Genomic DNA, 24,139 nt, shown 5'->3' with positions numbered 1-24,139 from the left:
ATAACACAGGTATGGAGCGTCTTCTGTTTAATATCAAATTTATTATGGTAATATTAGTCACAATAAAAACATAAATTAGGAGGAATGCCCATGCCATCAAATAGTGAAGCTGAACAGTTAAAGAAAGTCATGAACGATACTTTAGACATATCAAAATACATATTAGCCAGCAAAAACGATGACGAAATCCTGACCCATATTGCCAAATTAATAAATTGTGACGCATATATTATGGATGTTTTCGGTCGCCTTCGTTCATACAGTGAAAATGCAAAGATGGATGCATCCCTCTTCGAATCCGTAATTCATGATTTAAAACTCATCGAACTAACCGAACCTGAAACCCTTTTAGAAAAGTACAGTATCTATCCACTAAAGACGATGGATAAGTTTACCCGCAGATTCGTGGTATTTTCCATGAAAATGCCTAAAGATTTAAGTACTCAATTATTGATTGAAAACATGGTCAACCTACTAAGTCTGGAAAGCATGCAGGTCAGCATTAATTTAAATCAAGTGAGACAACGTCGCAACGAATTATTCAACAGTATTCTGACACAAAATTTACCGGAAAATGCTTTCGAAGATACTTTGAAACTAAACGGCCTAGACTCCAATTCAATGTATAAGGCGTTTGAAATCGACGAAATTAATTCAGTTGATACCGGTCACCACCAGGAAGATATGCACCGAGTTAATGACTATATCTACTGGTACTTTGAAAAACTACAAATCCCAATCATCTTGATTTCATGGCATTTCAAACCATTCATTTTGGTTAAAACTAAGAAAAATTTGTTGCCGCTATTAAACGAACTAAGTAAGTTCATCCACGAAAATTTTGTGGAATCAAAGACGCAAATCGGATACACCGACGATGCCAAGCCACTGATTCAATTCAAGAAGTTACTCCGCGAAGCTGACGAAGCATTAGACGTTGCTAAACGTGAAAACATATTGAAACCAAATAAATTCATCCCTCAACAGGTTGAAGATATCTTGAGCCTAGTACCAAAGAAAGAAGCCGACATGTTTGTCGATGCCATCCTCGGTCCTGTTTTAAACTTAAAGGAAAACGAAAAAGATGAACTAATCGAATTGCTTTCCTACTACTATGCCGACAATCAATCGATTTCAATGGCTGCCAACGATCTATTCATTCATAGAAACACCGCCGTTTATCGATTAAAAAAGCTAGAAAAACTACTTAACATGAGCCTAAATGATGTTTCAGATAGTGAACAACTCAGAATGGCTACCAAATTATACTTAATTCACCACTAAAAAAGAGCTAACAATATCTGGATATGATCCAATAAGATACAATCCGAGAAACGGTTATATTATCAGGAATAATAGTATGATTAATAGAGCAGTTTTTGAAAAGTATCGTTACTCTACTGATGATCAAATCCATGTAGCTGAGCATGAATTAGGACATGCTTTAGGAGTGGCTCACAATAAAGTTAATAGCAAGTCTATTATGAATCCAGCTAATACGATTAACTATTAAAAGTAAAAAAAGAGATAGCTAAATTTAGCTATCTCTTTTTTATTTAGGCAGATGCTTTTGAGTTTTTTTCTTTTAGATATAGCGCTCCGCAGAAGACGATTGACCAGATAATTGCACCAATTGCTCCAACGACATCACCTGGGATAAAGAATAGACTCGCGAAGATGACGAAGAAGAATAAGATTGTTAAAGGACTTGTAATTGAGTATCCTGGCATCTTGAAACCATCGCTTAGAAAATCGTTTGATGCGCGGTACTTTCTGTGAGCAATCATAGTTAGTAGGTAAACAATGATGTACATATCACTTGATGATCCAGCCACGATTGTAAATACAGAACTAATACTGTTACTTACACTCATAGTTGGAGTAATGAAGATTATAGCAGCCGAGATTAGAATTGCATCACTTGGGATTCCATTTTTAGAAACCTTACCGAAGTGTCTGTTCATGAACCCTTCCTTACGTCCTTCAGTAGCTAGCTGGTAAAAATGACGTCCGGCAGAAAAGATAATACTGTTTAGTGAAGATGCAGCTGATGTTAATACCACGAAGTTAATAATAGCAGCGGCTGCAGGTAGTCCAGCAAGTGAAAACACTTGAACGAAGGGACTCTTATCTGGAGTAATTGAGGTCCATGGAATAACGGCCATAATAACGGCTAGTGCTCCAATGTAGAAGATCATAATTCTCCATAGAGTTTCGTTAACAGCCTTCTTCACAACTTTGTGTGGGTTCTTTGATTCACCTAGGGTGATACTTACGAATTCAATCCCTTGGAATGCGAAGAATACCATTGGGAAAGCAGAGATGAAGTTAAATGAACCATGTGGGAATAAAGTAAAATGATTAGTAATATTGCTAATTGATGCATGTCCCAAAGGCGTTGATGTGTGTGAAAATACCATGATAATTCCAGTTACAATCAATGCGACAATTGCCACAATTTTGATCATTGCAAACCAGAATTCAGCTTCACCAAATAGTTTTGCTGCAATTAGGTTAATTGCTGTTAGAACAACCAAGAAGGCAACTTCGACAATCCACGATGGAATATTTGGGAACCAAAAGGCAAAGTATGTAGCAATGGCAGTTAGTTCAGCCATGCTGGCAAACAAAAGTCCTAACCAATAACTCCAACCGGTGAAGTACCCAGCAGTTGTTCCAAGGTATTTAGAGATAAATGATACGAAAGTGTGTTGAGAAGGATCGGCGTAAAACATTTCACCAATTGCTCTCATCATTAAAAAGAAGAAACATCCTAATACTAGGTACACTATCATTACTGACGGTCCAGTCTTTGAAATGGTACTGCCAGATCCAAGGAATAACCCGGTTCCGATGGTTCCACCAATCGCAATCATCTGAACGTGACGGTTGCTTAGTGAACGAAGTGTACCATCCGCATTTTTTGTGATTTTTTCTTGCATAAAGATTCCCCCTTTTAAGCTTATTGATTTATTAGCTGATCAACTTAACTTTGATTGTTGAAAATATTATCATCATTTTTCTAGATAACAATAGCTTTAAAGGAGTTTTGGGAAATGTCACAATGCGGTTGTAATATCCTACAAAAGCGCTCAATTATGCATTAGAACGGGAAATAAGACGTTTTATACCAATACCTGCATAGAATGCAACTGTCCAAATTACTGCACTAATTGCTCCGACTTCGTCCCCTGGAATGAAGAACAAACTAACGAAAATGAATATGAAAAATAAAATGGTTAGTGGGCTTGTAAATTGGTAAGCAGGCATCTTGAATCCATGATCCAAGAAGTCGGCCGACTTTCTGTATTTACGATGCGCAAACATGGTAAATAGATAAACGATAATACACATATCACTGGTTGCACCGGCAACTAAAGTGAACATGAATGAAACACTATGAGTAATCGTTAGGATTGGGTTAATCAAGATTAAAGCAGCGGTCAAACCAATGCTGGCGATTGGAATCCCGTTTTTAGAAACGTGAGTTAGGTTTTTATGAATGAATCCATCGGTATGAGTATCCTTAGCTAGTTGATACAAATGACGACCTGCTGAAAAGATGATACTGTTCAATGAAGAAGCAGCTGATGTTAATACAACGAAGTTAATTACAGCCGCTGCTGCTAGCAATCCTGCAATTGAGAAAACTTGAACGAATGGACTGTTAGTAGGAGATAATTTTGTCCATGGAATTACCACCATGATTACTGATAGTGCCCCAATGTAGAAAATCAAAATTCTCCATAGGGTTTCATTAACAGCCTTCTTAACGACTGTCTTTGGATCTTTGGATTCACCAAGCGTGATGCTGACGAATTCGATTCCTTGGAAGGCGAAAAATACCATTGGGAATGCGGCAAAGAAATTAAAGAACCCATGAGGAAACATTGTAAAATGATCAAAAATATTCCCAAATGAAGCGTGTCCTACCGGTGTCGCGGCGTGGAAGAACGCCATGAAAATACCGGTAACAATCAATGCAACAATGGCAATCACCTTAATCATCGCAAACCAGAATTCTGCTTCACCAAAGACCTTAACGGCAATGATATTCAATGTCGCTAAGACAGCCAAAAAGACGACTTCGATTAACCATGCTGGAATGTGTGGAAACCAAAAGTTCACATATGTAGCAATTGCTGATAATTCTGCCATGCTGGCAAATAACAAACCAATCCAGTAACTCCATCCGGTGAAGTACCCAGCAGTATGACCGATATATTTAGTAATAAACGCTACGAAAGTATGCTGACTTGGATCAGAGTAAAACATTTCTCCGATTCCTCTCATCATCAAAAAGAATAAACAACCAGTTACTAAATAGACCAATAATACTGATGGCCCAGTCTTTGAAATAGTACTACCTGAACCTAAAAACAACCCTGTCCCGATGGTCCCGCCAATCGCAATCATTTGGACATGACGATTACTTAGCGAACGAATTGTTCCATCAGCGTTTTTCTTATTTTTATCATTCATAGAAATGCCTCCATTCGGCTTTCCCATTTTCATAATTTATACTTATCCCACTTAATTGTTGATAATACTAGCATTTATCGCCATTTGAATAAGCAATTTTGAAGGAATTTGTAACATTATACATACGACTTGTAGAATCATACAAAAAAGCCACACCATTTATTGGTGTGGCTTCGTTTCATGTGAAACATTTTTATTTATTTTGTGGCAACTTGTTATCTGCTAACACATCGTTAGTGTATTGTTCCACTTGTAATGCAACTTCAGCAGCATTTGGATCGTTTGGTTGTAAATGACTAGCAGTGTCTTGTGCAACCGCCCAGTATGCCAAGCTGTCGGTAACTGGAACGATATCTCTAACAATTTCCATTTTTAATTCCGGACGTTGTTTTTGTAGAGTTTCAAAAGTTCCATAGTTAGTAATCATGTGAATTTCACCGCCAGACTTTGGTGAAACACTCTTGAAGATTACCAAGTGTGATTCCTTTTGAGTGTCAGTTAGTTGTTGTTTGATTTGTTTCAATTGTTCTTTGTTTAATTGTAATGCCATTTTAAGCACCTCACTTATCTTTCAATTAATCCAATGGATTGATTGATAAATTGTTGATATTCTACTACTTTCGCAGCAGTGTTTGCAACATTATCCGCAGAAATACGACCGTATTGCATTGAGATTCCTTCATCAATTACGTCCAATTCACCTTTTTGTTCATCAACAATTTCGACCGGTCTTAGGATGGTGTATGGGATTTCGTATTCGTCAACCAACTTAACGGCGTATCTTTGTTGATTCAAATATTCCTTATTGTTATCCACATCTGAATAAGTCACTTCTTCTGTTAGTTCATTATCGATACCGGCTGTTGATAACATAATAAACTGGTCAAGTGGTGGGTTAACGCGGTCCAATGCTTGTATTACCGCACCGATTTGTAGATCGACATCAAGTGGCCCCAAGAATGTGTAGATAACGTTAACGCCTGCTAAGTTATCGGCGTATGCGCTAACATCCTCAAAATCGATGCCATCTAGTAAGTTTACTTCATATTGAGTTGATAATTTATCATAGACCTTTTGACCTAATTGATGAAAATTACCAATAATCAAAACCTTCTTCATGGTTAACCCTCCTTCATTCATTAAATTTATTTTATCAAAAATTAATGCCTAAGTTAACGCCAAATGGTTTAAAAATCGGCGCTTAGGGTTCATAATTGATATGAACGTATAAAAATTTGAGGAGGCCTTTTTACATGGTAAAAATTGGTAAATCAAACGTAGAATCAACCCCACTTGGTTTAGGAACCAATGCGGTTGGTGGTAACAACTTATTTCCTAACTTAAAAGATGAAACTGGTATTCAAATCGTAAAGACCGGTCTAGATTCTGGAATCACCCTGTTAGATACTGCATTTGCATATGGTATGGGTCATTCAGAAGAACTAATTGGTCAAGCCATTAAGGGATACGACCGAAGCAAGTTCGTTATTGCTACAAAGGCAGCTCAAGACACATCAGATGGCGACGTTAAAATTAACAATAACCCACAATTCTTAAAGAAATCAGTAGACGATGCATTGAAGCGTCTACAAACTGACTACATTGATATCTTCTACATTCACTTCCCAGATGACCAAACTCCTAAAGATGAAGCGATTGCTGCATTAAACGAAATGAAGCAAGAAGGTAAAATTAAGGCTATCGGGGTTTCAAACTTCTCACTAGATCAAATCAAGGAGGCTAACAAAGACGGCTTAGTCGATGTCGTTGAAGATCAATACAGTCTAATCCATCGTGATGCTGAAAACGAAATGTTTGATTACTTACGTGAAAACAACATTTCATTCGTGCCATTCTTCCCATTAGCATCAGGTCTACTAACTGGTAAATACTCAGAAGTTGTCGATTTCCCTGAAAATGATATCAGACACGGTAACCCTGACTTCACCGGTGAACGTTTCGAAAAGATTGTTGAAAAGGTTAACAACCTAAAGCCACTTGCTGATAAGCATGAAATTACTACTGCTCAATTAGTATTAGCATGGTACATCAAGAACCCAGATGTTACCGTTGTTATCCCAGGTGCAAAGCGTCCAGAACAAGTGAAAAGCAATGCCAAAGCTTTGAACGTTTCACTAAGTGACGAAGAATATGCACAAATTGATAACGATTTTAAAAACATCTAATTAATTTTGACTCCAATGTTCGGATTTTACTCCGGAATTGGAGTTTTTTTATCATAAAAAGTCAATTTTTGTTTAAATTTATCTAAAATAGTTCGCTTTTTACTGGACTTATGTTCTAAATATGGTAATATATACGTATAATATTAATAAATACGAACATTAAAGGAGAATGTTTCATGTTAAAAGGAATTGCTAATTTCTTTCATTTTGATGAATTAGGTACTAATTATCGCACTGAATTCATCGCTGGTTTAACTACCTTTGTTTCAATGGTTTACATTTTATTCGTAAACCCAAATGTTATGAGTGCTTCAGGTATCGATAAGGGTGCCATGTTCACTGCAACAGCACTTGCAACTGCACTTGGATGTTTCTTAATGGGAATCATCGCTAACTACCCAATCGCTTTATCTACCAGTTTGGGTACTAATGCTTTCTTCGCCTACTCAGTCTGTGTGGGAATGAAGGTTCCTTGGCAAACAGCGCTAGCCGGTACATTTATCGCAGCTATTATTTTTATGATTTTAACAGCGTTCAAGCTAAGAGAAACAATCATCGACGCTATTCCTGCTGATTTAAAGAGTGCCATTGCCGGTGGTATTGGTCTATTCATTGCCTTTCTTGGTTTAAACCAAGGTGGCCTAGTGGTTGCTGACAAATCAACTCTAGTAACTCTTGGATCACTTCACGTTGGTAGTACTTGGTTAACCATCTTTGGTTTAATCCTAACCGTTGTATTAATGAGTGCCCGCGTTCCTGCTGCTATCTTCATTAGTATGGTTGCTACTACCATCTTAGGTATGGTTACTGGATTAATCGCTTTACCAACTCACGTAGTTGCTAGCGTTCCAAGTATCAAACCAATCTTCTTAACTGCAATTTCACACGTCACTGATATCAACACATTACAATTATGGATTGTTGTATTTACTTTCTTATTGGTTACCTTCTTCGATACCACTGGTACTCTAGTTGGTTTAGCTAAACAAGCTGGTTTCATCAAAGACAACAAGATTCCACGTATCGGTCGTGCCCTAAGTGCTGACTCACTATCAATGGTTGGTGGCTCTCTACTAGGTTCATCCCCAATGGGTGCCTTCGTTGAATCATCAGCAGGTATCGCCGTGGGTGGTCGTTCTGGTTTCACAGTAATTGTTACCGGTATCTTCTTCTTACTAGGAACATTCTTCTCACCATTACTTGGTGTAATTACCGATCAAGTTACTGCTCCCGCATTAATCGTTATCGGTATCCTAATGGCTAACGCCCTACGTGATATTCACTGGGACAAATTCGAATTAGCTGCTCCATCATTCTTGATTGTATTAGGTATGCCACTTACTTACAGTATCTCAGATGGTATTGCTTTAGGTTTCATTGTTTACCCAATCTCAATGTTAGCTGCTAAACGAGGAAAAGAAGTTCACCCACTAATGTATGTACTAGGTGTAATCTTTGTTATCTTCTTCTGGCTATTAAACGAATAATAATAAATTAAAAAGAGACCTCTGTGGAGGTCTCTTTTTTGTGTAATTATTTTGTTTGTTGCTTATAAATTTTGTTAAATTCGGCTTTTGAAATAATTTTAGCCTGATATCCATTAAATCGGCAAGTACCAGTAATTATTTCCATGTCATAATTTGTGATAGCCTTATTTTTCTTTTTATAATAAACGGAAATATGGTTGTTTCTTCTAACCATACGATTTCCTTTTAGATAGTAATATACAGTTTTTCCGTCATTGCTAAATCCAAAGACAGATTGATCGATTGGTCGATACCAACAGAAACTACCTTTTTCAAGTTCCGCTTTAGTCCCATCATAGTTTGCTACCATATAGAAATATTTTGTTGGATAACCCTTACTCTTGACAATATTTAATGTTTTAACAGCATAAGCATATTTCTTAGGTGCTTTTACAGAACCTTTTACAACATATTGGGACTTTAATTTATTAAAAGTCTTTTTAGAAATATTATTACCACCTAATGCATCGCCAACTTCACTAGTATTAATTGGTTTATTACTTTTACTGTAATAGGTATTAATAGTATTTCCGATTCTATACATGTGATTACCAATTAATTTATAGTAAGTGGCATCATTAGTTCTTTTGTAACCATCAATTGCATTTCCTAGCCACCAATTGTATTTTGGATTTTTTAATTGTCCTATTTTTTTATCAAAATAGACATCATTACAGAAATATTTAGTTGCGTGTCCTTTACTTTTGACAACACTCAAATATTTAACGTACTTTGTTTGTTTTTTTTCTGAAGCATTCGAAACAACTGGATTAATCGCACTTACAACAGCTGCCGCACTTGTTGCGAATAATGACAATGCAACCACTCCAGTTAAAATTGATTTATGAAAATGCATATTATTGCCCCCTAGCAATTAGTAAAAAAATTATTTTATCTTACGATAATATAGTAATTATACCACTAGTTTAATTATTAGCTTACCTTTATATCTATTTAGATCATTAAAACGATTGAAGTACATAAAAAAGAGACCTCCCTGCAGGTCTCTTTTTTTCATTCATAATTTATTTCTATAACTTATATATTCCACGATTGGACCTATGAAACTCCCAATTTCTTTAAAATTGTTTGAATTAATTGAATCGATTTCTTTAGTTAACAATTTATGACCTCTTCGATGTTTTCGAAGCGGGATTGAGTATGATTTAAAACCAATTTCACTTTTTTTATTCAAGGAAAAGTCAAACTGAGCCTCTTTATAATCAAATGAAATCAAAACATTGATATTATTTCGACAATATATTTTTATATCATCAGCGTCAGGCAATTCTATTTGGATAGTATTAAAAATATTTTGAATGACATTAGCAAGACAAATTAAATTACTTTGGTTATTAACGTCTGGAACATATTTTTTGGTTACTACATAATCTCTATATTTTTCATAATTATTCCCAACGTCTTGCTCATCTGCTTCCATCAAGGAAAGAACATCAATAATATTTTGCATTAAATCATCTCTTTCAAAAAAATAATGTAGACAAGAACTTATCTACATCGCGAATTGTAATCTAAATTGTTTAAAAACACCTATAACAAGCAAATTAAATATTAAGAGTCTTAATATTTAATTTATCACCTTAAAACGTTGTTTTATCAACAATAATTAGGCATAAATCTCATGTATATATTTTAATTTGTTCAATTTTTTTGCATTATATTTTTTTATAAAAAATAAATGACAAACATTTATAAAAAAACAGTTATTTTTTATTTATATTATTAAAGTATAAATATAACTATTTTTATTTAGATAACATTTAAAATTTTTTCTTGCTAGCGGTGTTAGAATTCAATTGTTGATAAAACAAAAACCCTAAGTCTATGAACATAACACCATTTATGAACACTCCTCTCTATTTTATCAACACTTAAGAACAATGACACCGATACTATGTCGGTGTTATTTATTATCTAATTGAGGTGATGCTTTATGTCAGAATTAAATGAAGCAGATTACAACATTAGACTGTACGCTAATGGCGTGTACTATGATAACGATTGTATTAAAGATGCTCCACTAACTAGCACTGCAGTATGGGTATTTCTTATCATTAAAGACGATACCTTTTATCATGTTTCAACCAAGCAAGATGTCCTTATGGATGATCGCCTTGAACTATTGGGAATAATTGATGGATTAGACGACTTACTATTTAAAGGATGGCAACATGAGCACATTCATGTTCACATTATGGAAGAACATCTTGCAAAAGCTATTCGATTGGGATGGCTATCATCTTGGGCTAACAATGGATGGAAAACCAAAGATGGCAACAAAATTGAAAAGATCGAACTTATGATGCGACTGCAGAGTTTACTAGATCAATTCGACAATCTGCAATGTACATGGGATCCGCTACACGATGACTTTGCATATAGCAAACTCTCTTTTATCCTTCGAAGATTAACTAACAAGTAAAGACATAAAAAGCCATAAAGCTTTTGCTTTATGGCTTATATGTTTTAAATAACATATCCTAAAAATGCCATAGATATTCCAATCAAAGCACTTAATACATAGTAAGAACATGCCATCATCTTTTTTTGGATACTTAATTGCACTGTTTCATTCATATAGGTAGAAAAAGTGGTGTATCCACCTAATACGGCGATAGAAAAAGCAAGAATAAAAGTATTTTTAGGTAGTTGTCCATTAACTAATCCTAGCAAAAATGATCCAGTGATGTTAATGAAGAAAGTCGCCACTGGAAAGGCGATTTTCGAAAACATCTTCTTTAATCCGTTGGTAACCCCATAGCGGATTAGAGAACCAACTGCAGCACCAAAGCCAACGATTAAAACACTCTCAATCATAGTTGATCCTCCTTATTTTCGAAGTTTTCGCCTAATTTAGTCCCAATATGAGCTAATATTAAACCTCCGATTAGACTTACTAATACATATAAAAGACCTAGACCAATTTTATTGTCTAAAAATAAACTGATACTATCAAATGAAAATGTCGAAAAGGTAGTAAACCCGCCAACTAAGCCTACACTTAGTCCAGTCATTAAATCATTAGATATCTCAATTAAATAAGGAAGTGCCCCCGTAATAAACGCTAGGATAAACGCTCCAATTAAGTTAATTATGATGGTTGCAATAAAGTGATTATCACCAGCTAAAAGAGTAAAATATCCCCGCAAAATGCCGCCTATAAAGGCTAGAAGAAATATATAGATCATTCTTCTCATCTTAAACTATCCTTTCTATTTATAACTATTCATAATAATAAATCTTATCATACGTCAAATATTTACTATACCAATTGGCATTTTTACTTTGACATTTAGTCTATGAAAACTTATCATAATTAGAGAGTGATAACTAAAATTAAAAAAATTAAAAACAAAACTTAAAATCTTAGATAAAATTTTTTAAACCCGATTTATAGATAAGATAAGAAGATATAAATAAGGAGCAATAACTTTATGTTACTGGGAAGCATAGAGGCCGGAGGCACAAAATTCGTTTGTGCTGTGGGTAACGCTGACTACCAAGTGTTAGATAGTATAGTAATTCCTACCACTACCCCTGCTGAAACATTTAGCAAGGCAATTGACTTCTTCAAGCAATTTGAAGATTTAGCTGCGCTAAGTATTTCATCATTCGGCCCAATTGAAATTAGAAAAGATTCCACCAAGTATGGTTACATTACCGAAACTCCCAAGCCTGGTTGGTCAAATGAAAACTTTTTGGGAGTATTTAAAGAAGAATTTGATATTCCAATGTATTGGACAACTGACGTTAACGGGTCAGTATTTGGCGAGTATGTTAACCTCAAAAACAACGGTCAAAGATTAGATTCTTTGGTTTATTATACCATCGGTACCGGTGTTGGTGCCGGAATTATAATTAATGGTCAATTCGTAGGAGACATGGGTCATCCTGAGATGGGACACGTGAAATTAAAACGTCATGAAGATGATCTTGATTTCGATGGAATCTGTCCATACCACAAAGACTGTCTTGAAGGCTTAGTATGTGGTCCTACATTCGAAGCTCGTTTGGGTATGAAAGGACAAGAAGTCGCTCAGACACATCACGTTTGGGACATCATGGCTTACTACGTAGCTCAAGCTGCATTGCAAACTACACTAACCTTCAGACCAGCGAAGATTATTTTTGGCGGAGGAGTAGTTAGTGAAAGTTTTCTCAAAAAGGTTAGATTTGAATTTTCTAAGCTATTGAATGGCTATATCGACATTAAAAACTTAGAAGAATATATTTCAACACCAACCCTTGATGGAAACGGCTCTGCAACATACGGAAACTTTGCTTTGTCCGAGGCACTAATTAAACACGAAGTTAGATAAGTTCAGTTTTACACAAACTAAATATGAATTAATCAACTTTTTTTATAAAAAAAGTTTCACGGCGTAAAACGTTATTATATCAACGTTATACGCCGTTTTTTCGTGCCTTTTAAGTAAACTTAAGAATTAAATTTCATCAAAACACTTTCATTTTTTAAAAAATGAGTTATTATAATACTTGTAAGTTTGTGAAAGTCTTAATTAATTCACAACTTCATAAAAAATAATACTTAAAATTCAATTTGGAAAGGATCTTGAATTATGAAAGCATTAGTTTTAACAGGCAAGAAACAATTAGAAATCCAAAACACTGAAATGCCAGAACCAAAGGCAAATGAAGTAGTTATCAACGCAAAATACGCTGGTATCTGTGGTACTGACTACGCATTATACAATGGTCTACCAGGTTCAGCCGATGCTGTTCCTCCTATCGTATTAGGTCATGAAAACTCAGGTGTTATTTCAGCTGTAGGTTCAGACGTTACTGATCTTAAAGTTGGTGACCGTGTTACTGTTGACCCTAACATCTACTGTGGTAAGTGTGACTACTGTCGTACAGCTCGTCCAGAACTATGTGACAACTTATCAGCCGTTGGTGTTACTAGAAATGGTGGTCTAGAAGAATACTTCACTGCCCCAACTCAAGTTGTTTACAAGTTACCAGACAACGTTGACTTAAAGTCAGCTGCTACTTGTGAACCAATCTCATGTGCCGTTCACGGTATGGACTTATTAAACATCAAGCCTTACCAAAAAGCACTTGTTATTGGTGATGGTTACATGGGTCTAATCTTTGCACAATTATTACGTTCATACGGTGTTAAAGAAGTTGACTTAACTGGTCGTCATGATGACAAACTAGCTGCAGAAAAAGAAAAACTAAACATCGACCGTGTTATCAACACTACTAAGGAAGAAATTCCAGCAGAATACGATGTTGTTATTGAAGCCGTTGGTCAACCAGCTACTCAAGAACAAGCAATCGAAGCAACTGTTAAGGGTGCTCAAGTATTAATGTTCGGTGTTGGTGCTCCAGATCAAAAATTCAGCATGAACACATACGAAGTATTCAAGAAACAATTAACTATCCAAGGTGCATTCATCAACCCTAACTCATTTGAAGATGCTATTGCCCTACTACAAAGTGGTAAAGTTAATGTTGAAAAGATTATTGATAACATCATCTCACTAGAAGACGTTGAAAGTGTCCTAAACGGTACTTCAAACCTAACTGGTAAATGTGTTGTTAAAGTTTCTGACTAATTTTTTGGAGGCTTAAATTATGGCTTTAAACGATTACTTTGATGGACTACAACATGTAGGTATCCCATCAAAAGACTTAGACAAAACAATCGAATTTTACAAATCACTTGGTTTTGATCAAGCTGGTTTATTCCACAATGGTGAAAACCGTTGTGCCTTCATGAGATACGGTAACCTAACCGTTGAAACATGGGAAGGCGATCCAGTTGCAATGGAAAATGGTTCTATCAACCATATTTCAATGAACTGTACTGATGTTGATAAAGCATTCGCAGCCGCTAAAGAACAAGGCTTCGATGTTTTAGACGATGAAATCCAATCAATCCCTACTTTCTGGGATAACGGAATCCGTTTCTTCAACATTCAAGGTCCTAATCACGAAAAGATCGAATTTTGCCAAATTGTAAAATAATATCTTTCGATCATAAAAAGCACCCAAGCATAATGCTTGGGTGCTTTTTTTATTCAATATTCAAAATCGCATCAAATACCGATTGTGGTAGTTGAATTGATTCACTAGCACTCTTGCGTTTATTCAAACTCTGACGACGCAATAGTGCTTGCTTTTTAGATACACTCTTTTTATCACCACTAACAGCGGCATTTTTGCGCAATGGTGGCACATCTACTCTGGCAACCACTCTTCCCTCAACATATCCTTGTACTGGCATTGGATATAATTTTCGAGGAATTACATACTTCAGTTTATGAACTATTTCTTGTGCTAATTTTTCGGCATTTAAGCGGTGAACAATAAACGTTAGTTCATCCACTGGGGCGTAGTTTACATCGATTGTAATTTTAACGATATCCGATTCAACATATTCCATAAATTGACTATCATATGTCGCAAATCCATGCGTAATTGACTTCAACTGATTAAAGAAATTAAACGCAATTTCAGCTAGTGGAACACTGTAAGTCATCTTAACTAATTGATCTGTGTTATCCATATCTAACAAGATCCCTCTACTCTTGCTTACTAATGTCATCACGTCATTAACAGTCTCACTTGGCGTTTCTATAACGACCTTGTTGAAGGGTTCTTCAATGGTATTTAATAAGGAAAAGTCTGGTAAATCAGACGGATTATTAATCGTCTTCAACGTATCATCATTTTTGAGAGTATAACGGTAATTAACATTAGGTGAAGTGATTATTACGGGCATTGAAAATTCATTAATTAATCTTTCGCGGACAATTTGAAGGTGGAACATCCCCAAAAAACCACAACGATAACCTGGTCCCAATGAATTGGAGACGTGTTCAACAAATTCAATCGATGAATCATTTAACTTTAACTTTTCCATTGCTATTTTTAAGTCGTTAAAGTCAGCGTCCTTAGGATAAATTCCTGCAAAAACCACGCTATGCGCTGGTTTATAACCCGCAACCGCTCTATCAGTTTGACGAGATTGACCAGTAATCGTATCACCGACACGAACATCCGATGGATCTTTAATCCCAGTGATAACATAACCGATATCACCGGCTTTTAATTCTTTTAATGGTAATAGTTGCGGGCTAAAAATGCCCACTTCTGGTGTCTCAAACTTCATCTTCTGATTAATTGACATCAACTTATCGTTAGCCTTGATTACCCCATCAATGACCTTCACATATGCGACAACTCCTTGATAAGAATCATAATGTGAATCAAAAATCATCGCCTTTAATGGCTTCTTTTCATCACCTTTAGGACTTGGAATGCGATTGACAATTGCCTCTAAAACCTCATTCACATTCAATCCCGTTTTAGCTGAAATATGAATAATATCAGTTTCTAAAAATGATTCATCTAACTCATAAAGTTGTTGTTCACACATATCAACTTGAGCACTTTGATTATCAACTTTATTAATGACCGGAATAATCACTAAATTATTATTTTTAGCAATCCGATAATTGGCGACAGTCTGTGCCTGTACTCCCTTGGTGGCATCCACTAATAAGATAACGCCATCGCTGGCCGACACGCTTTTTTCGACCTCGTAATTAAAATCGACGTGCCCAGGGGTATCGATTAAGTTCAATTCATATTCTTGGCCATCATTAGCAAGATAAATATTACGTACTGTTCTAGATCTGACGGTAACTCCATGGTCTTGTTCGACCTTCATATCATCTAAGACTTGTTCTTCATTGCCACGAAAACTAAAAGTATCAGTCATCTTCATAATTTGATCGGATAATGTCGATTTTCCATGATCAATGTGGGCAACAATCGAGAAATTACGGATATTTTCTTGTTTCATTATAGTTACTCCTTTATTTACCAAGTAACCCCGTTAAATAAAAATCAAACGTTTCAATTGAATCGTTTAGAATACTAACTTTAAAATCATTCATGTCAACTCGAATTGGTTCTTGGTTAAACGAATCTAAATTCGATAGGTTAATTAACCCACTAGCAATACTACTTTGAATAATGAAGATTTTATTGGCAGTCTTTACACCAATTGAAGGAAATGAATCATGAATGAATTTAGCTAGCCTCTCATGGACTTCATATAATCTTTGGCGCCCTTCAATTGTCTCTTCTTTAGATGCCTTACCTTCTAGAATTGGTCCTCTCAATGCGTTCAATTTAATTAATGTTAAATGGTTTTCAATTAGGTCCTTAGTGTTTTCTAGTAAAAACGATTTTAATTCATCTTCGGTTGTTAACTTGGTTTTTTGTAATTGATTTAGTGTTTCTAAAAAGAATTTTTGATATCCCACCAATAAAAGGTGCATAAATATATTTTCCTTAGTCTTGAAATAATTAAAGACTGTTCCCTTCGCAATGTGGCTCTTTTGCGCAATTGAATTAATGGAAATATCATAAAAGTCATTTTCTTCAAACATCTTAAGCGCTGTTTCAGCTATCAACGCCTGTTTACGTTGTTTTTCGTCGGCATTTTTTATATTCATGATTGACTCCTTTTTCTAAAATGACCATTGGTCACTATTGTATATGAAGTTAAAAATTAATACAACAAAAAAACGTCCAATCATTTAGATCGGACGTTTTTATTTTAAGCCACGCGATATTGATATTTTTTAGCATGCTTATGATGAATCCTCTTCACACTGTATTTATAGTGTTTTTTAGACTTATTATGCTTCTTATTCTTATAAGAACGATGTAACTTCTTATGCTTCAAGTTTTTCTTAACGTGGTAACTAAGCTTCTTAGCATAATTATATTTAGCATGCTTACGGGCCTTTTTCTTAGATAACTTGTAAGTATATTTCTTACCATATTTTCTGTACTTTTTAGCATGATGCTTGGCTATACGCTTCTTTGTAGCATTGTGTAATTTGTACGTGTACTTACTTTTCTTATTAGTATGTTTCTTATAAGATTTATTATGTTTTACCCTCTTAGTAGAAACTCCAGCATATTTATAAGTATTACTAGATGTTGTAACCATATGAATAGCGCGTTTTTTTATTCGATATGCACGTTTTACATGTTTATTAACATTATGGCCTGTTTTTTTAACAAGCGGCGTAATTTGGACGTTTTTAGCCTTTGCAGAGGTAGTCTTAGTAATCACTTGTGTCTTAGTGGCCTTATGTAAAACATTGGCTGTAGCATGCTTTCTGATGTGTCTAGCTGTTCCTGTTTTAGCAACCGTACGTTTGTGACCATTGGCAGTCTTTTCAGTAGTCCAAAATGCTAATTTACGACCACCAACTGGAATGGTGTCAGCATCTAATGATTCCCCTAATGCTCTACTTTGGTACTTATCAGTGTATTGCCATAAATCATAATCGTACTTGGGATTTGGCGTGTAACTGGTGTAGTTTGCTAGCCATACCGCACTGTAAGTACTCAAAGTACTTTGTTGAAATTGATCCAAAGTAGATTGTGAACCATACAAGATAACAGGTTGTTGGGTTAGTTGTTTCATCGAATTTGCCCAACTTACAGCATTTTTGTCGGATGTGTTGGTAAAACCTGTTTCAAAGTCATTTACATAAAATCTAGCATTTGGTGCTAGTGAATGTAGTCGTTGCGCTTCTTCTGCTGCTTGAGCTGAATTTGTATAACGGCTAAAACTATATACACCGTATGGAATACCATACTTATCCATCAACCTAATATTATTGTTAACCTGTTGGTCATGATATTGTCCATCTTGAATTCTTAAAACAACAAATTTAACTTCATTCTTTAAATTCATTACTTGTTGATCATTTAATTTCCCCTGAAATTCAGAAATATCATATGCCACTGGCGTATATGGCTTAAATGATTGTGTTGTATCAGCATGTGACTTGATACCATTCAAAGATAAGGCCATTGTTGATCCTAACGCCGCGGAAAATAATAAATGTCTTATTTTTTTAGAATCATACATTTTTCCAATACCTTCATTTCGATTGATTTTTTCACAATAAAACCAGGTCATCATAACCTGGTTTTTTAATGCATTTACTTAAGTGAAGTTACCATCTCAAGTGCTGTGGTTAGAGAGTTAGCTTTAATTGAGTAAACGTCATTACCCATTTGCCAAGTAATTGTTGCTGAACCATCAATTTCGGCAGAAATACTACCTTTACCTTCTGGAACTGGTAAGTTGTGGTTTTGAATGTAGTTAACAACTGTCTTACCCTTAGTAGTTGCGGCACCCTTGGTCTTACCGAAGTTGCTACCGTGTGTTAACAATGACCAGTTACCAAAGTTTGCTTGAATATATTCTTGTCCAGCACCCTTATCTGAGTGACCAATAACATTGTAACCTAGGTTCACAGATGGTAATCCTGAAACATTAGATGCAGCTTGGTAGCCGACTTGTTGCATTGCTGCTGAGTTACTTTCGTAACTGTGCTTAGTATAAGTGGCATATGTTGAACCATTGTTTAAGTAGCTAATTGTAAAGTTTTCTTTGTTACCATCTAACTTAGCATTTACGCTTTGGTTTGAATCTAAACCATTGCTTTGTGGTAACTTTTCATTTCCTAATTTATTTGAAATATTATCATTGCTTGATGATGCTGATGAGCTCATCTTACTAGTTTGAGTAGTTGATGTTGAACTTGATTCATCACCATTGTCGCTTTTCTTTTGTCCACAAGCAGTTAAAACTAATCCTAAAACTGCAACTGCAGGTAAAATTTTCTTCCATGCTTTCATAATGTAGGACATCTCCTTAAAAAACTATTTGAGACTAGTATAACAAAACATTATCGTTACGTTAATAAAGTTTGTATTAAATTCTTGTTACTTTATCATAAATTACCGCAATGATATAAATGATTGTTTCGATTGTTGCGATAAAGAAACTTACTGGTAAGTTTGTTACAAAACTTAAATATAGACCAAACCATGTCCCAATTAAAGAAAAGACAAATGTCAAAATAGTCATTGACCAAATACTGTGCACGAAATAACGTGCTGACGAGGCCGGAATGGTCAATAGGGCAAAGATTAGAAGTGATCCTACGATTTGAGCTGTCACACTAACAGTACATGCAAGTAGGATTAAGAAAATTACCGATACTAAAGTGTTGGCACGGGAATTAAAACTCGCACCAACGTTATCAAATGAGTTGTACTTTAGTTTTCTGTAAATCAAAGTGGTAATTATGATGATGGCGATACTTAAACCCACCAACGTTTGCACGTTGCTATAACTAATTCCAACAATACTACCGAACAAGATGTTGGTAGCGTAACTTGACTGAGTATCAGCCAATGATAAGAATAAAATCCCTAATCCAATAAAAAATACTGAGAAAACACTAATTGATGATTCACGACGACTTACCCTTGAACCAACAGTCCCAATCATCAATGAACTCAATACCGTGAATAACAACATCCCTAAAATTGGGTTAGTTCCTAAGAAGACACCAAACGATGCTCCCGAGAAACTAATTTCTGAAAGTGTATGCGTGAAGAAAGCGGTCTTTCTGGCAACCACGAATACTCCCATCAATCCACATAGAATTGATATGAAGAAACTAGCGACGAAGGCGTATTGCATAAATGGATAGCTTAACATTTCTAACATTATTGGACCTCCTTCACTTTTTTAAGTGTGCCGGCTTGATTAGCAATATTTAACTCATAGTCACCATATTGTTGTACTAAAACCGGATCATGAGTGATAAATAACACGGCAGCCCCGGTTTCTGCGATTACACTTTTAACAACGTCTAATAACATGAATTTGGCTTCTTTATCCAAACTAGCAGTACTTTCATCCAATATTAGTAATTTAGGTTGTGATACCAACGCTTGAGCCAAGTAAACACGTTGTTGTTCTCCACCTGAACAACTACCCAATGGAGTGTTTGCTAAATCTTGCAAATTGGTCATTTCAATAACTTTTTGAACACTTTGTTTTTCTTTTTTGCTCAACCATGGCAATATTGAATGCTGTAAACCTAATCCGATAAAATCAAATACGGTCAATGGATAGTCATCATCAATATTTCTCAATTGAGGAATGTACTGCATATCTGATCTTTGGATTTTTGATTGGACGTGTTCATTTTTATTAAATTGTTTTAAAATAGTCTTTATTAATGTTGTCTTTCCAACACCATTCTCACCGGTTACACATGTTAGGGTATTAGAGAAGATATCAAAAGACAAATCATTAATTAATTTACGGTTCTTAACAGCGACGTCTAAATCGCGTACTGATAAGATTAAACTGGATTCTGTACTCATCATTAATCCTCACTGTTTCAATTATTTATATATCATTGTAGTCTGATTATGAAAACAATCAAACATCTGATATATATTAATTTTTGTTATATAATTGATTTTAACATACATAATACAATCGGGGTGATAATTTGGTTAATAGTTTTATAACTAGATTCAGGGAAACACCAAACAACAAGCTGATTTACCGCGGTGTCGTAACTTTTATCCTCTTAGTAATTTTAATAATCGAATTAGCCAGATTTTTATCATTACCTAAGGTTGATGCCACTGCTTTATATTTACGTGAACAACCCAACGACGAATCAAAAATAATTAAAATAATTCCACATGGTCGTCATTTAAGTATCATCAAATCCAAAAACAATTGGTGGTACACAAAATATAATGGTAAAAAAGGTTGGGTGCCTTCATGGCTAGTTAATGTCGATAATTACGATGTCAAAACTGATGATAAATTGTCACAAAAGACTATCATTATCGATCCTGGTCATGGTGGAGGCGACTCTGGTACCCTTTCAGCCAATCAAAAATTCATGGAAAAAACATACACCTTGCAGACCGCTAAAAAAGTTGCAAATGAGCTAAAAAAAAGACATGTCAACGTTATTATGACTAGAACTAGCGATACCTATGTGACCTTGAAAAAGCGAACCGATATGGCTAGTGATTATCATGCCGATTTATTTATTAGTTTTCATTTCAACTCTGATAATGGGTACGGCAGAGCTAATGGATATGGTATTTATAATTACCACAAAAATGCTGTCAAAGTTGCCAATGATGTTGCAAACGGTCTAGATAACCTGCCCGTTTCTAATCGTGGTGTTTCATTTGGTAACTATTATGTTTTACGCGAAAATAAGCGTCCTGCTATTTTATGTGAAATGGGATTTATGGATAGTTCTCATGATTTACCATACATTCAAAGTTCTAACTATCAGGAGCATGTCGCAAAAGATGTCACTGAATCACTTGATAAATATTTCAATTAATTATACAAAACGTCCATTAAAGGACGCTTTTTTTATGTTTAAAACGTATATAAGACAATATTTATAACATTTTTTCTTTTTTTCGTTATAATACACTTAGTTAATTTAACGAATATTACATAACAAACATGGAGGAAAATACACTCATGAAAAAATCAACTAAGATACGACTTAGTCTCCTTATTCTGGTCGGTATTTTGTTAGGATTTTTAGCAGAGGTGTTTTTAACCATTCTTGATAACTGGGCATCCACTATAATTATATCGTCTACAATAGATGTGTTCATTTCAATTTGCGGAATTGCTATTTGTGGTGTCGTTTTTATTTTTTCTTATTTAGGCATCGTTAAGCACGATGACAAGTGGACAATTAGAGGCTATTTTTACTCATTTATTTTTTATGATGTCATGGTTATTTTAGGTGGCGTAACTGGCAAATTCGTCCTACAACTGTTTATCCATTAATGATTAAAAATAAATCTGATTTTTTTAAATGTCTTATTTTATTAATTTATCTTTATATTTTTAAAGTTTTATATAATTTTAAACCATTTCCATATAAATATTTTTCTCTTAAATTATAATTAAAACCGTTGTATAACGGTTCTAATTTAGAGGGGGAAATATAGTGGATAATAAGACAAGAAATCGGATAATCAAGCTATGTATTACTGGTATTATTCTTGGCTTTTCTTCAGAATTAGCCTTAACAATCCTGTATTCATGGCAAATTGATTTTATCAAATCTTCATATATATATTTTGCACTATCCATTGTATTAATGATCTCAATCGGTCTTTTGATTATATATTTGTTTCTTAGAATCATTATGGTCTATCCTTTAGGATCTAGTTTTCACTATCTAATACACTTCGCAGTATACGATGTATCAATACTAATTGGTGGATCTTTGGGTAAGGTTATACTAACTGAAATAATTAATAACCTAAAATAATAATTTATAGGAGTCCTATATTTAAATGAAAAAGCAACGTTTGTCTCAGTTGGGGAATATGGCTTTAATCGGCTTAGAGACTGGTATCACTTTCTTAGTGCTGGGTAATTTAACCCAATACGTGTTAATAGATCCCGAAGGGGCAAATCTATTTGAAATCATATTTGGCGTAATTGCCGTCATCTTATCACTAATAATTTTTTACGAATCGAATAAAAAATTCTACCCCCTCACTGATTGGCAATATCAGGGGAATTTAATTGCATTTGAAAGTTCATTCTTTTTTGGGGTATTTATCGCAAAAATTATTATGGATTTATTTATATAAAAAAGAGACCTCTTCGGAGGTCTCTTTTTTATTATTATATGGATATCAAAATGGACAGAATATTTAAATTTATATATATAATGACCATATAAATAAATAACTCTTAAGCAAAAAGCTACCAGAATAAAATAAATTTTGTAACGTTTGTATATTTATGAGACAATTAACACATTGTGATTAGACAAATGAAATTTTTGCAATCATTATTAATTTTTCGAATTCTATTAGGAGGTTCTATAGCAGCTTTTTTGCTGTAAAACATATATGAATTATTTTTTTAACACAGCTTTAAGATATGTAAATTTAAAAAATGTCTTCTTCGCTGCAATCATATTTATATTCAGTGTTACTTTGAATATATTAACTGATAATAACGACAATTCTAATATATTTTTATTTTTAAACGGTGTAAGTGGGCCTGGTGTATTATCAATAGCTATTATATTTATAGTTGTTTTACCATCTTCGTTATCTTTATATGAAGATCTTGCGGAAAAAAACATCAAAAATATTTTAACTAGAATGAATTTTAAAAAATACTTTTTCACTAAGACCCTATCTGTAGGAATAACTAGTGCTCTTTTCATTACCATTCTACTTACAATCTTGTTAGTCATTTCATTATTATACAAAGAAATGCCCAAAAATATAGTTAATAATTTTACATTGGGAGCATTTAATTCAATATATCCAAAACATAAAATTTTATATTCAATAATATTTATTATGAATAGTTTCATTTTCAGTTTTGTATTTTCAATATTGGCAATGGTAGCGACAATCTTCTGGCAAAATAAATATTCCGCTGCTGTAATAACTTTTGTTATTTACATTTTTTCAGGGGCATTACTGTTTGATATCAAATTAAGCAAATTGGGATTGGTTAATCTATTTAGTTATTCCAACAACGTTTTTACAACTCCTGCACAAATATATATAGAATTTATTATCATATTTATAGTTTCAGTTTCAGCAGGTTATTTTAAACTTAAGAGGTCAATATATGTCAATAAGTAACAATTTAAGCATGACAGTAGTGAATTTAAAGAAAAAGGTATATATATACATATACCTTTTTCTTCTATTATTTATGGTAATGAATCTGTATAGTTACCAATCTAGCTACAATGGTACAAAATATTTTTTTAATTGGGTGTTATATTCACTAAATCAATCTATTACTAGTAACTTTGTTATACCAATTCTTTTTACATTAACTATTAGTTACATGCTTTCAACTAATGATAATAGCTTGATAATATATAGAATGAAAAATAGAACTCAAATATTCTTATACAATGTTTGGGTGATAATATATAACGATTTAATATTCATAGTAGGAACCTTAGGTACAATAATATTATTATCTATTAGTAGCCAAAATAAAATCCAATT

The 24,139-nt window shown here is 34.2% G+C and carries 26 protein-coding genes; 11 read left to right on the top strand and 15 right to left on the bottom strand.

What is annotated here, in order from left to right; all coding sequences use genetic code 11:
* Positions 1–90 precede the first annotated feature (90 nt).
* Positions 91–1,284, top strand: coding sequence for a PucR family transcriptional regulator (locus FD688_RS06000; RefSeq protein ID WP_190242927.1), 1,194 nt, complete (start codon positions 91–93; stop codon positions 1,282–1,284).
* Positions 1,285–1,360: 76 nt separating this feature from the next.
* The gene (locus FD688_RS05995; RefSeq protein WP_138742217.1) at positions 1,361–1,513 is read left to right on the top strand and encodes a matrixin family metalloprotease; all 153 of its coding nucleotides are present in this window, start codon (positions 1,361–1,363) and stop codon (positions 1,511–1,513) included.
* A 43-nt stretch (positions 1,514–1,556) separates the two neighbouring features.
* Here the strand turns inward: FD688_RS05995 and FD688_RS05990 are convergent, their stop codons facing one another.
* The 4 genes from FD688_RS05990 to FD688_RS05975 all read right to left on the bottom strand — a co-directional run bounded on the left by FD688_RS05990 (position 1,557) and on the right by FD688_RS05975 (position 5,601).
* Positions 1,557–2,942, bottom strand: a complete 1,386-nt coding sequence (locus FD688_RS05990; RefSeq protein WP_138742216.1) for an amino acid permease — start codon at positions 2,940–2,942, stop codon at positions 1,557–1,559.
* Between the two features lie 154 nt (positions 2,943–3,096).
* A complete protein-coding gene (locus FD688_RS05985; protein WP_138742215.1) occupies positions 3,097–4,482 on the bottom strand; it encodes an amino acid permease in 1,386 nt (461 codons plus the stop codon).
* A 193-nt stretch (positions 4,483–4,675) separates the two neighbouring features.
* On the bottom strand, positions 4,676–5,032 hold the full coding sequence (locus FD688_RS05980) for a hypothetical protein (protein ID WP_034532328.1): 357 nt from the start codon (positions 5,030–5,032) through the stop codon (positions 4,676–4,678).
* A 14-nt stretch (positions 5,033–5,046) separates the two neighbouring features.
* On the bottom strand, positions 5,047–5,601 hold the full coding sequence (locus tag FD688_RS05975) for an NAD(P)H-binding protein (protein ID WP_190242926.1): 555 nt from the start codon (positions 5,599–5,601) through the stop codon (positions 5,047–5,049).
* 134 nt (positions 5,602–5,735) lie between these two features.
* On the opposite strand from FD688_RS05975, the gene FD688_RS05970 reads away from it, so the two are divergent.
* A complete protein-coding gene (locus tag FD688_RS05970; protein ID WP_138742213.1) occupies positions 5,736–6,668 on the top strand; it encodes an aldo/keto reductase in 933 nt (310 codons plus the stop codon).
* A gap of 176 nt (positions 6,669–6,844) precedes the next feature.
* Positions 6,845–8,155: an NCS2 family permease gene (locus FD688_RS05965; protein WP_138742212.1), complete on the top strand. Its 1,311-nt coding sequence runs from the start codon at positions 6,845–6,847 to the stop codon at positions 8,153–8,155.
* Positions 8,156–8,201: 46 nt separating this feature from the next.
* Here FD688_RS05965 and FD688_RS05960 read toward each other — a convergent pair whose 3' ends face one another.
* On the bottom strand, positions 8,202–9,050 hold the full coding sequence (locus tag FD688_RS05960; RefSeq protein ID WP_138742211.1) for a hypothetical protein: 849 nt from the start codon (positions 9,048–9,050) through the stop codon (positions 8,202–8,204).
* Positions 9,051–9,212: 162 nt separating this feature from the next.
* Positions 9,213–9,665, bottom strand: coding sequence for a hypothetical protein (locus FD688_RS05955; protein WP_138742210.1), 453 nt, complete (start codon positions 9,663–9,665; stop codon positions 9,213–9,215).
* 534 nt (positions 9,666–10,199) lie between these two features.
* On the opposite strand from FD688_RS05955, the gene FD688_RS05950 reads away from it, so the two are divergent.
* The gene (locus FD688_RS05950; RefSeq protein ID WP_138742209.1) at positions 10,200–10,637 is read left to right on the top strand and encodes a hypothetical protein; all 438 of its coding nucleotides are present in this window, start codon (positions 10,200–10,202) and stop codon (positions 10,635–10,637) included.
* A gap of 44 nt (positions 10,638–10,681) precedes the next feature.
* Here the strand turns inward: FD688_RS05950 and FD688_RS05945 are convergent, their stop codons facing one another.
* Both FD688_RS05945 and FD688_RS05940 read right to left on the bottom strand, forming a co-directional pair.
* Entirely contained in the window at positions 10,682–11,032 is a 351-nt protein-coding gene (locus tag FD688_RS05945) for a fluoride efflux transporter FluC (RefSeq protein ID WP_138742208.1), read from the bottom strand.
* Positions 11,029–11,412: a fluoride efflux transporter FluC gene (locus FD688_RS05940; RefSeq protein ID WP_138742207.1), complete on the bottom strand. Its 384-nt coding sequence runs from the start codon at positions 11,410–11,412 to the stop codon at positions 11,029–11,031. Before FD688_RS05940 ends, FD688_RS05945 begins: the two co-directional genes overlap by 4 nt.
* Positions 11,413–11,649: 237 nt before the next feature.
* Here FD688_RS05940 and scrK point away from each other — a divergent pair, with 237 nt between their 5' ends.
* The 3 genes from scrK to FD688_RS05925 all read left to right on the top strand — a co-directional run bounded on the left by scrK (position 11,650) and on the right by FD688_RS05925 (position 14,209).
* Positions 11,650–12,534: a fructokinase ScrK gene (scrK, locus tag FD688_RS05935; RefSeq protein ID WP_138742206.1), complete on the top strand. Its 885-nt coding sequence runs from the start codon at positions 11,650–11,652 to the stop codon at positions 12,532–12,534.
* A gap of 261 nt (positions 12,535–12,795) precedes the next feature.
* A complete protein-coding gene (locus FD688_RS05930) occupies positions 12,796–13,797 on the top strand; it encodes a zinc-dependent alcohol dehydrogenase family protein (protein WP_034532357.1) in 1,002 nt (333 codons plus the stop codon).
* Positions 13,798–13,816: 19 nt separating this feature from the next.
* A complete protein-coding gene (locus FD688_RS05925) occupies positions 13,817–14,209 on the top strand; it encodes a VOC family protein (protein ID WP_053795955.1) in 393 nt (130 codons plus the stop codon).
* A 49-nt stretch (positions 14,210–14,258) separates the two neighbouring features.
* On the opposite strand, the gene lepA is transcribed toward FD688_RS05925, so the two are convergent.
* The 6 genes from lepA to FD688_RS05895 all read right to left on the bottom strand — a co-directional run bounded on the left by lepA (position 14,259) and on the right by FD688_RS05895 (position 20,470).
* Positions 14,259–16,052: a translation elongation factor 4 gene (gene lepA / locus FD688_RS05920; protein WP_138742205.1), complete on the bottom strand. Its 1,794-nt coding sequence runs from the start codon at positions 16,050–16,052 to the stop codon at positions 14,259–14,261.
* Between the two features lie 13 nt (positions 16,053–16,065).
* Positions 16,066–16,710 (bottom strand): TetR/AcrR family transcriptional regulator, encoded by a 645-nt coding sequence (locus tag FD688_RS05915; protein ID WP_138742204.1) that lies wholly within the window; start codon positions 16,708–16,710, stop codon positions 16,066–16,068.
* A gap of 104 nt (positions 16,711–16,814) precedes the next feature.
* The gene (locus tag FD688_RS05910; protein WP_138742203.1) at positions 16,815–18,200 is read right to left on the bottom strand and encodes a GH25 family lysozyme; all 1,386 of its coding nucleotides are present in this window, start codon (positions 18,198–18,200) and stop codon (positions 16,815–16,817) included.
* Positions 18,201–18,220: 20 nt separating this feature from the next.
* Positions 18,221–18,922 (bottom strand): hypothetical protein, encoded by a 702-nt coding sequence (locus FD688_RS05905; RefSeq protein WP_138742202.1) that lies wholly within the window; start codon positions 18,920–18,922, stop codon positions 18,221–18,223.
* 76 nt (positions 18,923–18,998) lie between these two features.
* Positions 18,999–19,793 carry a metal ABC transporter permease gene (locus tag FD688_RS05900; RefSeq protein WP_138742241.1) on the bottom strand — a complete coding sequence of 265 codons (795 nt, stop codon included), beginning with the start codon at positions 19,791–19,793 and terminating at the stop codon, positions 18,999–19,001.
* 8 nt (positions 19,794–19,801) lie between these two features.
* Complete coding sequence (locus FD688_RS05895; RefSeq protein ID WP_225426116.1) at positions 19,802–20,470, bottom strand: metal ABC transporter ATP-binding protein; 669 nt, start codon at positions 20,468–20,470, stop codon at positions 19,802–19,804.
* 128 nt (positions 20,471–20,598) lie between these two features.
* Between FD688_RS05895 and FD688_RS05890 the strand changes: the two genes are divergently transcribed.
* From FD688_RS05890 to FD688_RS05880, 3 genes are all read left to right on the top strand, one after another.
* A complete protein-coding gene (locus tag FD688_RS05890) occupies positions 20,599–21,462 on the top strand; it encodes an N-acetylmuramoyl-L-alanine amidase (protein WP_138742200.1) in 864 nt (287 codons plus the stop codon).
* Positions 21,463–21,608: 146 nt separating this feature from the next.
* Positions 21,609–21,926 carry a hypothetical protein gene (locus FD688_RS05885; protein WP_138742199.1) on the top strand — a complete coding sequence of 106 codons (318 nt, stop codon included), beginning with the start codon at positions 21,609–21,611 and terminating at the stop codon, positions 21,924–21,926.
* A gap of 515 nt (positions 21,927–22,441) precedes the next feature.
* Entirely contained in the window at positions 22,442–22,744 is a 303-nt protein-coding gene (locus FD688_RS05880; protein WP_138742198.1) for a hypothetical protein, read from the top strand.
* 269 nt (positions 22,745–23,013) lie between these two features.
* On the opposite strand, the gene FD688_RS05875 is transcribed toward FD688_RS05880, so the two are convergent.
* Positions 23,014–23,484 (bottom strand): hypothetical protein, encoded by a 471-nt coding sequence (locus FD688_RS05875; RefSeq protein WP_155457581.1) that lies wholly within the window; start codon positions 23,482–23,484, stop codon positions 23,014–23,016.
* Between the last annotated feature and the right edge of the window lie 655 nt (positions 23,485–24,139).

The organism is Apilactobacillus kunkeei (genome assembly GCF_005930975.1).
GTDB classification, from domain to species: Bacteria; Bacillota; Bacilli; order Lactobacillales; family Lactobacillaceae; genus Apilactobacillus; species Apilactobacillus kunkeei_E.
Note: the sequence above shows the minus strand (reverse complement) of the source record. Positions and strands in the feature narration are given on the sequence as shown.

Coding starts and splice junctions, on each gene's coding strand:
- FD688_RS05995 (WP_138742217.1), top strand. CDS start 1,361: ATGATTAATAGAGCAGTTTTTGAAAAGTATCGTTACTCTACTGATGAT.
- FD688_RS05990 (WP_138742216.1), bottom strand. CDS start 2,942: ATGCAAGAAAAAATCACAAAAAATGCGGATGGTACACTTCGTTCACTA.
- FD688_RS05875 (WP_155457581.1), bottom strand. CDS start 23,484: ATGAAACTATTCATAATAAATATTATTGAATATAAAATTTTATGTTTT.
- FD688_RS05940 (WP_138742207.1), bottom strand. CDS start 11,412: ATGAGAAGAATGATCTATATATTTCTTCTAGCCTTTATAGGCGGCATT.
- FD688_RS05885 (WP_138742199.1), top strand. CDS start 21,609: ATGAAAAAATCAACTAAGATACGACTTAGTCTCCTTATTCTGGTCGGT.
- FD688_RS05965 (WP_138742212.1), top strand. CDS start 6,845: ATGTTAAAAGGAATTGCTAATTTCTTTCATTTTGATGAATTAGGTACT.
- FD688_RS06000 (WP_190242927.1), top strand. CDS start 91: ATGCCATCAAATAGTGAAGCTGAACAGTTAAAGAAAGTCATGAACGAT.
- FD688_RS05985 (WP_138742215.1), bottom strand. CDS start 4,482: ATGAATGATAAAAATAAGAAAAACGCTGATGGAACAATTCGTTCGCTA.
- FD688_RS05980 (WP_034532328.1), bottom strand. CDS start 5,032: ATGGCATTACAATTAAACAAAGAACAATTGAAACAAATCAAACAACAA.
- FD688_RS05880 (WP_138742198.1), top strand. CDS start 22,442: ATGAAAAAGCAACGTTTGTCTCAGTTGGGGAATATGGCTTTAATCGGC.
- lepA (WP_138742205.1), bottom strand. CDS start 16,052: ATGAAACAAGAAAATATCCGTAATTTCTCGATTGTTGCCCACATTGAT.
- scrK (WP_138742206.1), top strand. CDS start 11,650: ATGTTACTGGGAAGCATAGAGGCCGGAGGCACAAAATTCGTTTGTGCT.
- FD688_RS05895 (WP_225426116.1), bottom strand. CDS start 20,470: ATGATGAGTACAGAATCCAGTTTAATCTTATCAGTACGCGATTTAGAC.
- FD688_RS05925 (WP_053795955.1), top strand. CDS start 13,817: ATGGCTTTAAACGATTACTTTGATGGACTACAACATGTAGGTATCCCA.
- FD688_RS05975 (WP_190242926.1), bottom strand. CDS start 5,601: ATGAAGAAGGTTTTGATTATTGGTAATTTTCATCAATTAGGTCAAAAG.
- FD688_RS05915 (WP_138742204.1), bottom strand. CDS start 16,710: ATGAATATAAAAAATGCCGACGAAAAACAACGTAAACAGGCGTTGATA.
- FD688_RS05960 (WP_138742211.1), bottom strand. CDS start 9,050: ATGCATTTTCATAAATCAATTTTAACTGGAGTGGTTGCATTGTCATTA.
- FD688_RS05970 (WP_138742213.1), top strand. CDS start 5,736: ATGGTAAAAATTGGTAAATCAAACGTAGAATCAACCCCACTTGGTTTA.
- FD688_RS05945 (WP_138742208.1), bottom strand. CDS start 11,032: ATGATTGAGAGTGTTTTAATCGTTGGCTTTGGTGCTGCAGTTGGTTCT.
- FD688_RS05910 (WP_138742203.1), bottom strand. CDS start 18,200: ATGATGACCTGGTTTTATTGTGAAAAAATCAATCGAAATGAAGGTATT.
- FD688_RS05905 (WP_138742202.1), bottom strand. CDS start 18,922: ATGAAAGCATGGAAGAAAATTTTACCTGCAGTTGCAGTTTTAGGATTA.
- FD688_RS05955 (WP_138742210.1), bottom strand. CDS start 9,665: ATGCAAAATATTATTGATGTTCTTTCCTTGATGGAAGCAGATGAGCAA.
- FD688_RS05900 (WP_138742241.1), bottom strand. CDS start 19,793: ATGTTAAGCTATCCATTTATGCAATACGCCTTCGTCGCTAGTTTCTTC.
- FD688_RS05930 (WP_034532357.1), top strand. CDS start 12,796: ATGAAAGCATTAGTTTTAACAGGCAAGAAACAATTAGAAATCCAAAAC.